We start from the raw sequence: 12,134 nt of genomic DNA on the forward strand, positions 1-12,134 counted from the left end.
GGCCCGCCGAACCGCTCGGCGGGCCGCCGCCCACTACCTGTCGTTCTCGATGACGACCTTGCCGAAGACGTCACCGGACTGCAGGTGCGCGAACGCGTCCTTCGCCCGCGACAACGGGAACGTGGAATCGACGATCGGACGCAGGCCGGTGCGGGCACACAGATCGAGCAGCCCGGCCAGCTCGTCCCGCGAGCCCATCGACGTCCCGAGGATCGAGATGTCGAGGAAGAACACCCGCCGCAGGTCGACGCGCGGCAGGTGACCCGACGTCGCTCCCGAGACCACCAGCCGCCCGCCCGGCTTCAGCGACTTGAGCGAGTGGTCGAAGGTCGCCTCGCCCACGGTCTCGATCACGCAGTCGACGCGCTGCGGCAACCGCGCGCCGCTCTCCAGCGCGACCGCGCCGAGCTTCTCCGCGCGCTCACGCTTCGTCGCGTCCCGGCTCGTCGCGTACACGGTGGCCCCGAGCGCGGTACCGATCGCCACGGCCGCGGTCGCGACCCCACCGCCGGCCCCCTGTACCAGCACCGAAGAGCCCTCGCCGACCTGGCCGCAGGACACCAGCATCCGGTAGGCCGTGAGCCACGCCGTCGGCAGGCACGCCGCCTCGGCGAACGAGAGTTCGGCCGGCTTCGGCACCAGCGACTCGCGCGGCACCGCGACCTTCTCCGCGATCGTCCCGGGGAACTTCTCCGAGAGGATCGAGGTCTTGCCCGACGCGGGGTCGGCCACCACCGAGTAGACGACGACCTCGTTGCCGTCGGGGTCGCGCCCGGCGGCGTCGCAGCCGAGGATCATCGGCAGCGCGTCGGCGCCGAGGCCGACGCCTTTCAGCGACCAGAGGTCGTGATGGTTGAGTGCGCTGGCGACGACGTCGACCACGACCCAGCCGTCGGGCGGCGTCGGATCGGGCACTTCGCCGGTCTCGAGCGCGGACAGCGGATCGGCGTCATCGATACGTGCGGCGTATGCGGCGAACATCTCCCGACGCTACCGCCGGGTACTCGATTCAGCGCTGTGAGGCGGCGAACACTTCGGTGATGAACGGGCGCAGCACTCGGGTGATCTCGCGGACCGCGTCGCCGCTGGCGACCGTGGCGTGGCTGATCGCGAGCCGGGCGACGGTCTCGGCGAACAGGCGCACGTCGCCGGCGTCGAGCAACGGCCAGTGCACGCCGATCACCCCGATCAGCCGCTCGCGCGCGAGCTCGATCACCGGCAGGCCCTGGGTCGTGACCAGCGGCAGCAGGTCGTCGCCGCAGAGGATCGCCTTCACCATCGGGTTGTCGGCGGCGCCGGTGAGGAACGCGTCCAACGCCGCCTCGACGGCCCGGTACGGGTCGGGCGCGTGCGCGCCGACCGCGTCCTCCACCGTGCCGAGGAACCGGTCGGCCTCGCGCAGCACGTACGCCTGGGCGAGCTCTTCGCGGGAGCCGAACAGCTGGTAGACGGTCTGCCTGCTGACGCGGGCGACGTCGGCGACGTCGGCCATCCGGGTCTGCTGCCAGCCCCGGTCACGCACCAGCACCTCGACCGCGTCGAACACGGCCTCGCGCATCCCTTCGCGGACGCGCTCGGCGTGTCGGCGTCGGCCGGTCGACTCAGTGCTCAACGAGCGCACGACCGGCCAGCCGGGCCCGCGCCGGCTCGTGGAGGTTGGCCCGGTCGAGGTCGCCGTCGTAGTGGTCGATCACCCGCTGATCCATGATCCGGTGCCAGAGCGGGGGGAAGAGCGCCACGACGATCATCGTGGCGTAGCCCGCCGGCAGCTGCGGCGACGTGTCGTACGTGCGCAGGATCTGGTAGCGGCGGATCGGGTTCGCATGGTGGTCGCTGTGGCGTTGCAGCTGGTAGAGGAACATGTTCGTGACCAGCCGGTTGGAGTTCCAGCTGTGCTGTTCGTCGACCCGCTCGTACCGGTTGCCGACCCGCTCCCGGCGCAGCCCGTAGTGCTCCAGGTAGTTGACGACCTCGAGGAACGAGAACCCGAGCACGGCCTGCGCGAGCAGGAACGGGAGCACACCGGGGCCGAACGCCACGGTCAGCGCCGCGAACAGCACGAGCGTCATCGCCCACGCGTTGAGTACGTCGTTGCGCCACGTCCACGGGGTACGTCGGCGCAGCGTGAACCGGCTGAACTCGAGGTGCCAGGCCGACCGGAGGCTTCCCCACACCGTCCGCGGCCAGAACCGCCAGAAGCTCTCCCCCAGCCGCGAGCTCGCCGGGTCTTCCGGGGTGGCCACCCGGCTGTGGTGCCCGCGGTTGTGCTCGACGTAGAAGTGGCCGTACGCGGTCGGCGCGAGCGCGACCTTCGACAGCCAGCGCTCCAGACTTTCGCGCTTGTGCCCGAGCTCGTGCGCGGCGTTGATCGCGATGCCGTTCACGGTGCCGACCGACACGAGTACGCCCGCGAGGCCGACCCAGCCCAGGTCGCCGCGCTGCCACTGCCAGGAGCCGAGCACCAACCCGCCGAGTTGCAGCGGCAGGTAGAGGAACGTGAGCCGGCGGTAGTACCGGTCGGCCTGCAGAGCCTTGGCCAGGTCTTCCGGCGGGTTGCCGACGTCGTCGCCGCCGACCAGGTCGACCAGCGGGATCAGCACGAACACCAGCGCCGGGGTGAGCCACCACCAGCCTTGGACCCCGGTCTGCGACACGATGCCGTAGCTCAGGAACGGCAGGATCGGAACCATGACCGCCGACGGCCACAGGTAGCGGCGCCCATCGCGCCACGATGCGCTGCTCATGGAACGGTCCTCTCCTCGCCGAAACCTCGACAACGAACGATGGCATCCGAGATACTCCGCTGACAAGAGCCCGCGAAATGTCAGCGGAACCGTCACGAGGAGGGGCCGTGTCAATTGGCGACGAGGTCACAAAGCCAGGCCCGTACGCGCCGAGTGGGCGCCGACCGTCCGGCCCCTGGCTGGGCGCGCTACTCAGCGGCCTGACGTTCCTCAGCGCGTTCTGGCTGCTCGCGTACACGCTGCTCTCGCTACCGCCCTTGGAGGCGCTCGGGGCGTGGAACTACGTCGGCGTGATCGCGCTGATCCCGGTCGTCACCGTGCTCGGCAAACTCTGGCGGGGTACCGACTACGAACGCCCCACCCGCACCTCACGCGTCTGAACACGCATATGGCAATGACGGTTGCCCTCGAGTCGACTCTCGCCTCCAGGTGTTCGACTTTGTTGGGATTCCACCTCAATGAAAGGAACCATCCACAGGGAGTTACAAATTCGGCCGAATAGCCCCGTCGTGTAGCGCGACCGGACGTCCCTTCGGCGGAACAAGTCGTCCACCGGGAAGCGTCGACGGAAGCATCCGTTAGCAGGGTTTCCTCGTCGCCCGACCCGGTCGGCCACGCCCTCCGGCACGCGATCGATCAGCGCTCGGAAGCCCTAACGGCCCTCCACTGATTGGTGGCGATCCGTGACCGAGTTGGGCTTGCGAATCAACCTAAGTGCAAGATACGGTCTGCAACATGCTCCTGCCGCCGACGCGAGTTAGGCGCCTATACACCGCTAAGTCATCTCAAGTCGCTGGTTCCCGGGACATCATGCGACCTGACGAGAGTGGTGTCGCGCCCGCGACAAGAAACGCGCTCCGAGGCATTGAGTGAACCTCCTAGTACCCCTGCGCCGACTTCCCCACCAGGGAAGTCGGTTCTTCTCGCGCGCCCGCACCAGCGCCGATCCGGGCCCACCGGTCCGAGGCGAGACCGGGGCCGATTCGTTCGTTGAACACCGCGGGCACCCCCGACGAACACACCGGCTCGTGAGATCCCGATGGCGTCGTCACCAGTATCGCGTTTTGACCGGGTTCCCAATGGCACGTATCGCGTCCGGTTTCGTGTTACCGATCCGTCCGATCGGCACCACAACCGGGCGCCGGGACGGCAATAGGCCGTCCCAGCATCATTCGTTCGAACGCTCCTGATGGCACCTCGGTACGACGTGAACATCAGGCACCACTCATGAATTAGCCAAAGGAACCCATTCCCAATGCCTAGCAACAACCCCATCGACAACACCTGGCGGAAGTCCTCGGCGAGCGGCGTGGGCAACTGCGTCGAGATTCGCGCGAATTCTGGCACCATTGACATCCGCGACAGCAAGAACCCCGGCGGCAATTTGCTGCACGTCTCGCCTGCGGTGTTTCAACGGTGGATCGATGGCCTCAAATCGGCCGATCTGCACTGACCATCTAGCGCCTGCCGGCTCTGGGTGGGATTCGCACCCCAAGCCCACTCGAAGCCACGCCCTGGGCCGACAGACCTGGTCTGCTGCAGCACATGCCTGAAGGATCCCTAGGGTCCACCCGACCGTGAACTCACTGCTCCTGGCACCTCTGGTGCCAGGAGCAGTTGTTTTGCCGATCCCTTCCGCCCGGACAGAGCCTTATGTCCGTATCGAGAAGGATGGGACAACCCTCGGCAATTATCCGTTGGGCCACGCTCCGAAGCCGCGCGGCATGCATACTGAAGTGTGATCCGCCGATCGGTGGAAAAGTGCCTGGTTCAGCGATCACCGTCAGGCTAGTTCCATCCTGGCGAAGGAGGGAGCCGCGAATGCGATGCGGGGTGCCGGCACCCATCGAGCAGGTAACTCGATAAGGCGTCGTTGCGCATGACGAGGATGCACAGTGGCGCCCGCGTGAATCGGATACCCCGGCCAGACGTCAGCCCAGCCGTCGAGTGCCGCCGCCCGCCTACCGGCGATTGTCGGCCATCCGGCGGGTCGCGCTGAGCCCCACGGTCCGGTCCGTCCCGAACTCGGACACCAAGATCAAAGTCCAGTTCCGGTTGATTCGAAAGGTGATCCGTCGAGTGGATACGAAAGATTCGTGCTCCAACTGGCGAAAGAGCTCCTACAGCGGAATTGGTAACTGCGTCGAGGTAGCTCCCGACCCGGCGAGTGGCCATGTACTGGTCCGGGACTCCAAGAACCCGAGCACGTCCAGGCTGCGGTTACCCGGCGCCGCCTGGACGTCGTTCATCGCCGGCCTGAAGAGCGGCGAACTGGGCTGAGCACTGCGCGGACGCTTCGCGTGCGGCGAAGCGTCCGCTCACGTGTCAGAGCCGGGCGACGCCCTCCGCGCGGGCGGCGGCCGCGACGGCGGAGGCGACGGCCGGGGCGACCCGGGGGTCGAACGGGCTGGGGATGATGTGGTCGGCGCGCAGCTCGTCGGAGACCACCGCGGCCAGCGCGTCGGCCGCGGCGAGCTTCATGCCCTCGGTGATCGCGGTCGCCCGGACGTCGAGCGCGCCCCGGAAGATGCCCGGGAACGCGAGCACGTTGTTGATCTGGTTCGGATAGTCGCTCCGTCCGGTCGCGACGACCGCGGCGTACTTGTGGGCGACGTCCGGGTGCACCTCGGGGTCGGGGTTGGCCATCGCGAAGATGAAGCAGTCCGGCGCCATCGTGGCCACCGCTTCCTCGGGGACCTGGCCGGCGGACAGCCCGATGAACACGTCGGCGCCCTTGAGCGCGTCCTCCAGCGAGCCGGTGATGCCGGCCTTGTTGGTGATCGCGGCCAGCTCACCCTTGACCGGAGTGAGGTGGTCGCGGCCGACGTGGATGATGCCCTTCGAGTCCGCGACGGCGATGTCGCCGACGCCCGCGGCGAGCAGCATCTTCGTCACCGCGACCCCGGCCGCGCCGGCCCCGGAGACCACCGCGCGCAGGTCACCGAGCGCGCGGCCGGTGAACCGGGCGGCGTTCTCCATCGCGGCGGTGGCCACGACCGCGGTGCCGTGCTGGTCGTCGTGGAAGACCGGGATGTCGAGCCGCTCGGCGAGCATCGCCTCGATGGCGAAGCAACGTGGCGCGCTGATGTCCTCGAGGTTGATGCCGCCGAACGACGGCGCCAGGCGCACCACCGTCTCGACGATCTCCTCCGGGTCGGTGGTGCCGAGGCAGATCGGCACCGCGTCGACGCCGCCGAACTGCTTGAACAGGACGGCCTTGCCTTCCATCACCGGCATCGCGGCCTTCGGGCCGATGTTGCCGAGGCCCAGCACGGCGGTGCCGTCGGTGACGACGGCGATCGTGCGTGACGCCCACGTGTACTCGTCGAACAGCGCGGGCTCCTCCGCGATCGCGGTGCACACCCGGGCGACGCCGGGCGTGTAGGCGATCGAGAGGTCGTCTCGGTTCTCCAGCGGGATCGTGGCCGCGATCTCCATCTTGCCGCCGCGGTGCGCGGCGAAGACGGGATCGGGAACGGCCTCGGTTTCGCGGACGGACGGATTGATCTGCACGGCGCTCACCAGGGGCTCCTCGAATCGACTTTCGGGTGCGGCGACGGCGACGAGCCAGGGTTCATCGAGAGGGCTCGTCGGCGAGGCGGTGCGGCAAGACCCACGGTCTGTGGGTGCGGTCGCGTCACCCGGGGGTCGCCCGGAGATAACTAAGGATTCTCGCACGGTGGATCGATCAGGAGTACCACCGTCGGGGTGCGCGTGGATTATTTCACTCGGCCCCGGAGAGATCCGTCCTGCTCACGATACCGATCCGGCGCGGCGGCCAGCAGCGCACCACGACCCGCCCGTAGACCTTTGCCGGCCCGTACCGGCGCGAGTCGTCGGTGACCGCCTCGTTGTCGGAGACCAGCCACCAGCCGCCGGCCTCACGGCGCACCGCACGCTTGACGACGAGCAGGTCGGGGCGGGCCCGGAACGATCCGACGACCACGTCACCAGGGCGGACGCGCCCGGTGCGGTGCACGAGGACATGGTCGTCGTGCTTGAGCGTCGGCACCATCGACGGCCCGCTGACGAGGATGTGGACGAGCCGGCCGCGCCCGAGAGACCGCTCGGCGGGTGTTTGCACGCGATCCGCCGGGGTCACCCTGATTCACCTGCCAAAGACCGGGAGTAGGGTTCCCAACGTAGTCGTTCGTAGGACGCTTCATCCCACCGGAGGACTGACCATGCGGTTGCCGCGCTTCCTTGCGCCGCGCACTGTCGCACATGCCCACTGCGACCTGCCCTGCGGCGTCTACGACCCGGCCCAGGCCCGGATCGAGGCGCAGTCGGTGAAGGCCATCATCGAGAAGTACCACGGGAACGAGGACCCGGTGTTCCGCACCCGGGCCATCCTCATCAAGGAGCAGCGGTCGGAGCTCGTCAAGCACCACCTGTGGGTGCTGTGGACGGACTACTTCAAGCCGCCGCACTTCGAGAAGTACCCGCAGCTGCACCAGCTGTTCAACGAGGCCACCAAGCTCGCCGGCGCGTCCGGCGGCAAGGGCACCCTCGACGTCGCGGTCGCCGACCAGCTTCTCGGCAAGATCGACGAGATCGCCGAGATCTTCTGGGAGACCAAGAAGGCGTGACGTCTCGCGCGGACGACACAGCGCCGGCCACCCCCGCGAACGTGGGGGCGGCCGGCGCTGTTTCTTCGAGCCACCCCTCGATCTACCTGGTACGCCACGGCGAGACCGAATGGTCGAAGTCGGGGCAGCACACCAGTCGCACGGACCTGCCGCTGACCGGGAACGGGGAAGCGGTCGCGCTGGCGCTCAAGCCGGTGCTCAGCGCGGTGCTCGGGGGTCACCCGGCGGCGCTGGCCCTCTCCAGCCCGCTCGAACGGGCCCGACGCACCGCCGAACTCGCCGACGTCGCGGTCGAGCTCGACGAGGACCTCCGCGAGGTCGACTACGGCGAGTACGAGGGCATCACCACCCCGCAGATCCGCGAGCGCGACCCCGGCTGGTCGGTCTGGACCCACCCGAACCCGGGCGGCGAGACCGTCGAGCAGGCCGGTCAGCGCGTCGACCGGGTGCTCGACCGGGCCCGCGCGGCGCTGCCGGGGGGCAACGTCGTCCTGTTCGCCCACGGGCACATCCTGCGGGTGCTGGCGGCCCGCTGGCTGGGTCTGCCGGCCTCGGAGGGGCGTCTGTTCGCGCTCGACACGGCCACGCTCGGCGTGCTGGGCACTGAACACGACCTGCCGGTGATCCGCCGCTGGAACGCACCGGCGGCCTGGACGTGAGCTGGCACGTCCGCGAGGTGACGCCGGACGACGTCGCCGACGTCGTCGCGATGGTGCACGAGCTGGCGGCCTACGAGAAGGCTCCGGACGAGTGCACGCTCACGGAGGCCCAGCTGCACGAAGCGCTGTTCGGCCCGTCGCCGGCGCTCTTCGGGCACGTGGTGACGCGGGACGGCGAGCCGGCCGTTCTCGGGTTCGCCCTCTGGTTCCTCAACTTCTCCACCTGGCGTGGTGTCCACGGCATCTACCTCGAGGACCTCTACGTCCGCCCGGAGGCGCGCCGCGGTGGTGCGGCGCGCGCTCTGCTCTCCCGGCTGGCCGTGATCTGCCGGGAGCGCGGGTACGCGCGGCTGGAGTGGTGGGTACTGGACTGGAACACGCCGGCGCGCGACGCCTACGCGGCGATGGGCGCCAGCGCGCTCACCGAGTGGATCCCCCACCGCGTCGACGGAGCAGAGCTGGCCCGGCTGGCCGACGGCAGCTGACCCACCGGACACGCCGATCACCCCCGCTACTCGCGTGTGGACTCCCCTCGGACCCCGCCGGGTCGTAAAGTGCGGGCGGGGGAACACCGCATAGCGCGACAAACGGCCAGACGGCGACGGCGCACGGGGAGGGGTGGCGTGGAGGCGAGGGCGGCTCAGCACAGCGGCAGTGTCGGAGGTTCGGGTGTCCTGACACCCACGTCCGGGGCACTCCTGGCCGGCTACGTTCCGGGCACTCGTACGCCGGGCGACCCTACGTCGGGCGACCCCGCGTCGAGCAGTACGAAAGGGGACGGTGTGGATCCGGAAGCGGACATCGTCCTGTTGACCCTGCCGGCGAACAGCGTTTACCTCTCCGTCCTCCGTACCGCCACCGCGGGTCTGGCGGCACGTCTGCACTTCACGCTCGACGAGATCGAAGACCTGCGGATCGCCGTCGACGAAGCCTGCGCGATGCTGCTCAACGGCGAGGAGCTCCCCGACTCGGAGCTCCACTGCCGCTTCACCCTCACCACCGACGAGATAGCCGTCACCGTGACGCTCCCCGGCGTCCGCCGCAGCCTGCCTCCGCAGAACACGTTCGCCTGGCAGGTGCTCACCGCCCTGACCGGCGAAGTGGACGCCGAGGTCAGCGATGATCAGCTCACCATCGGGCTGGTCAAGCGGCGGAGCCGCACCCCGTGAGCGGCACCCGACGTCCCGCCGCCGCCAACCGAAGTGCCTCCGCCGAACCCGGGGTCAGACCGGCCGGTCGCCGTTCCCCCCGGATCGAGCCGGCCGCACATGAATCGTCCCGCGTCCCGGTACCGGCCGGGCCGGCCGACGACTGCGCCACCGACGAGACGCCGACCGACGTCGGGCCGCCGCTGCGCCGGGCCCCGCAGCGACGCCCGGCTCCGCCCGACGGCGCCCCGGGCGAGACGCCCACCGCGGCCGAGCGCGACCGGCACGCCTCCCACGAGCTGTTCCGGCGGCTGCACGCGTGCGCGCCAGGCAGCGCGGAGTGGCGCACCCACCGGGACGAACTGGTCCGCAGGCACCTGCCGCTGGCCCACTACCTGGTGCGGCGGTTCGCCGGTCGCGGCGAGCCGATGGACGACCTCGTCCAGGTGGCCACGATCGGTTTGATCAAGGCGGTGGACCGCTTCGATCTCGAACGTGGGGTCGAATTCTCCACATATGCAACACCTACGGTGGTTGGTGAAGTCAAACGGCACTTCCGCGACCGCGGGTGGGCCATCCGCGTGCCGCGCCGGATGCAGGAGCACACGCTCGCGGTGTCCAGGGCGACCGGCGACCTGTTCGGCCGCCTCTCCCGGTCCCCCACGATCGCCGAGCTGGCCGGGTACACCCACCTGACCGAGGAAGAAGTGCTCGAGGCGATCGGTTCGGCGCACGCTTACACAACCGTGTCATTGGACGTCGAGCTGGCGGACGATTCGCCCGGCGGCGCCGCTCATCCGGCGGCCGGCGACGCCCAGGCGGCCCTTGAGAACGTCGAGCACCGGGCGTCGCTCCGCCCGTTGCTGAGCCGGCTCAGCTCCCGGGAACGCCAGATTCTGGCCCTTCGATTCTTCGCGAACATGACGCAATCGGAGATAGCGGCCGAGATCGGCGTGTCCCAAATGCACGTGTCCCGCTTGCTCAGCCGGACGTTGGCACACTTGCGTGAGGGTCTGGAGCACCGAGAGTAGTCGTCACTTGATGACAGAGGGTGATCGGTCGAACGGTCCATCACCCTCTGGTCGTTCAGGCCACCAGCGCTCGGCGGGACGCCGGAGCAACGACGAGCGCGACGGCGGCCACCACCGACAGGGCGATCAGGGCGCCGACGATCCGCACCCAGGTGTCGTTGTCGCCGGTGATCATGAAGAACGCGACCGGCACCGCGCACAGCTGGATCGTGACGGCGAGCCCGCGCCCGGCGAGCCTGCGGTTGATGAGCAGCCACCCGGCGAAGAACAGCGCCACCGCCGCCACCAGCGGACCAGCGATGATCCACGCCGCCCACTCGAACTGATCGGTGCCGTTGCGGACCAGCTGCACCAGCTCGACGATCGCGAGGAGCGCGACCAGCGCGGCCTGGATCCACAGCACGAGGACGCCGACCCGGAGCGTCAGCGGGCCGTCAGCGGCCTCGTCCTCCGGCGCGGGGGGATTCGGGCGGTCTGTCACAGCCCTAGCCTACCGACAAGTAGAGTCGCCCCCATGCGTGCACTTCTGGTGGTCAACCCTACCGCCACCACTACCGGGCCGCGCACGCGCGAGGTGCTGGTCTCCGCCCTCTCCGCACAGCTGCGCGACCTCGAGGTCGCGGAGACCACCCATCGGGGTCACGCGATCGAGCTGGGCACCAGGGCCACCCGCGAGGAGTTCGACGTCGTGGTGGCCCTCGGCGGCGACGGCACGGTGAACGAGGTCGTCAACGGCATGCTCGCCGACGGCCCCGGCGAGCGCGTCCCGGCCCTCGGCGTGGTTCCGGGCGGCTCGGCGAACGTCTTCATCCGCGCGCTCGGCGCCCCTCGCGACGCCGTGGACGCCACGGGGCTGCTCCTGGAAGCCCTCCGAGAGGGCCGTCGGCGCTCGATCGGGCTCGGTCGGGTCAACGACCGCTGGTTCATCTTCTGTGCGGGCTACGGGCTCGACGCTGCCGTCGTCGGACGGGTGGAGAAAGCGCGTGGCCGTGGCCGCACCGCGACTCCCGGCTTGTACGTCCGTTCGGCGGTCACCCAATACGCCGGCGGCAGCGAACGTCGCGCGTCGAACGTCGAACTGAAAATCGAAGAACCGGACCCGGGCCGGCCGGAGCCCAGCGGCCGTTTCGGCGCGGTCATCGTGCAGAACTGTTCGCCGTGGACCTATTTGGGGCCACGACCGGTGAATCCGTGCCCGGACGCCTCGTTCGACGCGGGGTTGGATTTGTTGGCGTTCCGCGCGCTCGGGGTGACGACGACACTCCGTACGGTCTGGCAGGCCCTTTCGCCGAACCCCGACCCGCACGGCAAGAAGATTCTGCGCCGCCACGACCTGTCCGGGTTCGTCCTGCGTTCGGACCCTCCGCTCGCTGCCCAAGTGGACGGGGACTACCTCGGGGAACTGAGCGAGATGCGGTTCACTTCTGTGCCCGGAGCGTTGCGCGTCGTCGTGTGAGTCGGTCATTTCCCGACGCTTCTACGGATGACCACTGTGCGCTTATTCGGATGACCGCACAGTGTTGTGCACGCACACTGGAGCCTGGACCTTAAAAATTCCTCGTGCCCGAACGTTTTAGGCGTTAAGAAGCGCGGAATCCATCGCCGCATGAGCGTTCATGAACGTGAGGGGCGTTACCGACAGGACAGTTGAGTCGGCTACTCCTCTGCGGATCAAGGTCGGCTGCCGACATCCGCGACACTCGGAACCGCACACGCCTCGTGTCGGTACTGAGCGGAGCGGAGGCGGACGGTGGATGCGGAGCGTAACTCTCTCCGCGGCTTGAGCCTCATATGAGGGTGAAGTACACCGTTACTAGCGTATTGTCCGATCTAACCGCAGGTGAGTCGGCTCACGGCCGGTCTAAATAAGGTTCACAACCCCTTGACATGGCCGCAGTTCGTGAAAGCATTCACAAGCAACACCACACATGAGCTTGAGTACGCCGTCCGGCTCGGTGTGGGC

15 protein-coding genes are annotated in these 12,134 nt (G+C 68.8%); 9 read left to right on the plus strand and 6 right to left on the minus strand.

The window, feature by feature from the left end:
• Positions 1-33: 33 nt before the first annotated feature.
• Genes CRYAR_RS34825 through CRYAR_RS34835 form a run of 3 tightly spaced genes read right to left on the minus strand, consistent with a single transcriptional unit; the run spans position 34 to position 2,744 of the window.
• Positions 34-981 (minus strand): zinc-binding dehydrogenase, encoded by a 948-nt coding sequence (locus tag CRYAR_RS34825; RefSeq protein WP_035857440.1) that lies wholly within the window; start codon positions 979-981, stop codon positions 34-36.
• 28 nt (positions 982-1,009) lie between these two features.
• Positions 1,010-1,612, minus strand: coding sequence for a TetR/AcrR family transcriptional regulator (locus CRYAR_RS34830; protein WP_157018291.1), 603 nt, complete (start codon positions 1,610-1,612; stop codon positions 1,010-1,012).
• Entirely contained in the window at positions 1,602-2,744 is a 1,143-nt protein-coding gene (locus CRYAR_RS34835; protein ID WP_035857441.1) for an alkane 1-monooxygenase, read from the minus strand. The genes CRYAR_RS34830 and CRYAR_RS34835 overlap by 11 nt, the downstream gene beginning before the upstream one ends.
• Positions 2,745-2,851: 107 nt before the next feature.
• Here CRYAR_RS34835 and CRYAR_RS34840 point away from each other — a divergent pair, with 107 nt between their 5' ends.
• From CRYAR_RS34840 to CRYAR_RS51035, 3 genes are all read left to right on the plus strand, one after another.
• Positions 2,852-3,124, plus strand: a complete 273-nt coding sequence (locus CRYAR_RS34840; protein WP_035857442.1) for a hypothetical protein — start codon at positions 2,852-2,854, stop codon at positions 3,122-3,124.
• An 875-nt stretch (positions 3,125-3,999) separates the two neighbouring features.
• Positions 4,000-4,197, plus strand: a complete 198-nt coding sequence (locus tag CRYAR_RS46305; protein ID WP_084701364.1) for a DUF397 domain-containing protein — start codon at positions 4,000-4,002, stop codon at positions 4,195-4,197.
• Positions 4,198-4,823: 626 nt separating this feature from the next.
• Positions 4,824-5,024 (plus strand): DUF397 domain-containing protein, encoded by a 201-nt coding sequence (locus CRYAR_RS51035; RefSeq protein ID WP_084702029.1) that lies wholly within the window; start codon positions 4,824-4,826, stop codon positions 5,022-5,024.
• 45 nt (positions 5,025-5,069) lie between these two features.
• Here CRYAR_RS51035 and CRYAR_RS34845 read toward each other — a convergent pair whose 3' ends face one another.
• Both CRYAR_RS34845 and CRYAR_RS34850 read right to left on the minus strand, forming a co-directional pair.
• Positions 5,070-6,269 carry an NAD(P)-dependent malic enzyme gene (locus CRYAR_RS34845; RefSeq protein ID WP_425389404.1) on the minus strand — a complete coding sequence of 400 codons (1,200 nt, stop codon included), beginning with the start codon at positions 6,267-6,269 and terminating at the stop codon, positions 5,070-5,072.
• Positions 6,270-6,468: 199 nt separating this feature from the next.
• Positions 6,469-6,828, minus strand: a complete 360-nt coding sequence (locus CRYAR_RS34850) for a S24 family peptidase (RefSeq protein ID WP_035868980.1) — start codon at positions 6,826-6,828, stop codon at positions 6,469-6,471.
• Positions 6,829-6,928: 100 nt separating this feature from the next.
• Here CRYAR_RS34850 and sodN point away from each other — a divergent pair, with 100 nt between their 5' ends.
• From sodN to CRYAR_RS34875, 5 genes are all read left to right on the plus strand, one after another.
• Entirely contained in the window at positions 6,929-7,333 is a 405-nt protein-coding gene (gene sodN / locus CRYAR_RS34855) for a superoxide dismutase, Ni (protein ID WP_035857444.1), read from the plus strand.
• Between the two features lie 80 nt (positions 7,334-7,413).
• Positions 7,414-7,992, plus strand: coding sequence for a histidine phosphatase family protein (locus CRYAR_RS34860; RefSeq protein WP_035868984.1), 579 nt, complete (start codon positions 7,414-7,416; stop codon positions 7,990-7,992).
• Entirely contained in the window at positions 7,989-8,477 is a 489-nt protein-coding gene (locus CRYAR_RS34865) for a GNAT family N-acetyltransferase (RefSeq protein ID WP_245620565.1), read from the plus strand. The genes CRYAR_RS34860 and CRYAR_RS34865 overlap by 4 nt, the downstream gene beginning before the upstream one ends.
• A gap of 297 nt (positions 8,478-8,774) precedes the next feature.
• Positions 8,775-9,161 carry an ATP-binding protein gene (locus CRYAR_RS34870; protein WP_035857447.1) on the plus strand — a complete coding sequence of 129 codons (387 nt, stop codon included), beginning with the start codon at positions 8,775-8,777 and terminating at the stop codon, positions 9,159-9,161.
• Positions 9,158-10,171 carry a SigB/SigF/SigG family RNA polymerase sigma factor gene (locus CRYAR_RS34875; protein WP_084701366.1) on the plus strand — a complete coding sequence of 338 codons (1,014 nt, stop codon included), beginning with the start codon at positions 9,158-9,160 and terminating at the stop codon, positions 10,169-10,171. The genes CRYAR_RS34870 and CRYAR_RS34875 overlap by 4 nt, the downstream gene beginning before the upstream one ends.
• A 55-nt stretch (positions 10,172-10,226) precedes the next feature.
• Here the strand turns inward: CRYAR_RS34875 and CRYAR_RS34880 are convergent, their stop codons facing one another.
• The gene (locus CRYAR_RS34880) at positions 10,227-10,652 is read right to left on the minus strand and encodes a hypothetical protein (RefSeq protein ID WP_035857448.1); all 426 of its coding nucleotides are present in this window, start codon (positions 10,650-10,652) and stop codon (positions 10,227-10,229) included.
• Positions 10,653-10,685: 33 nt separating this feature from the next.
• Here CRYAR_RS34880 and CRYAR_RS34885 point away from each other — a divergent pair, with 33 nt between their 5' ends.
• Positions 10,686-11,627: a diacylglycerol/lipid kinase family protein gene (locus CRYAR_RS34885; protein WP_035857449.1), complete on the plus strand. Its 942-nt coding sequence runs from the start codon at positions 10,686-10,688 to the stop codon at positions 11,625-11,627.
• Positions 11,628-12,134: the final 507 nt, after the last annotated feature.

It is taken from the genome of Cryptosporangium arvum DSM 44712 (assembly GCF_000585375.1).
GTDB lineage: Bacteria > Actinomycetota > Actinomycetes > Mycobacteriales > Cryptosporangiaceae > Cryptosporangium > Cryptosporangium arvum.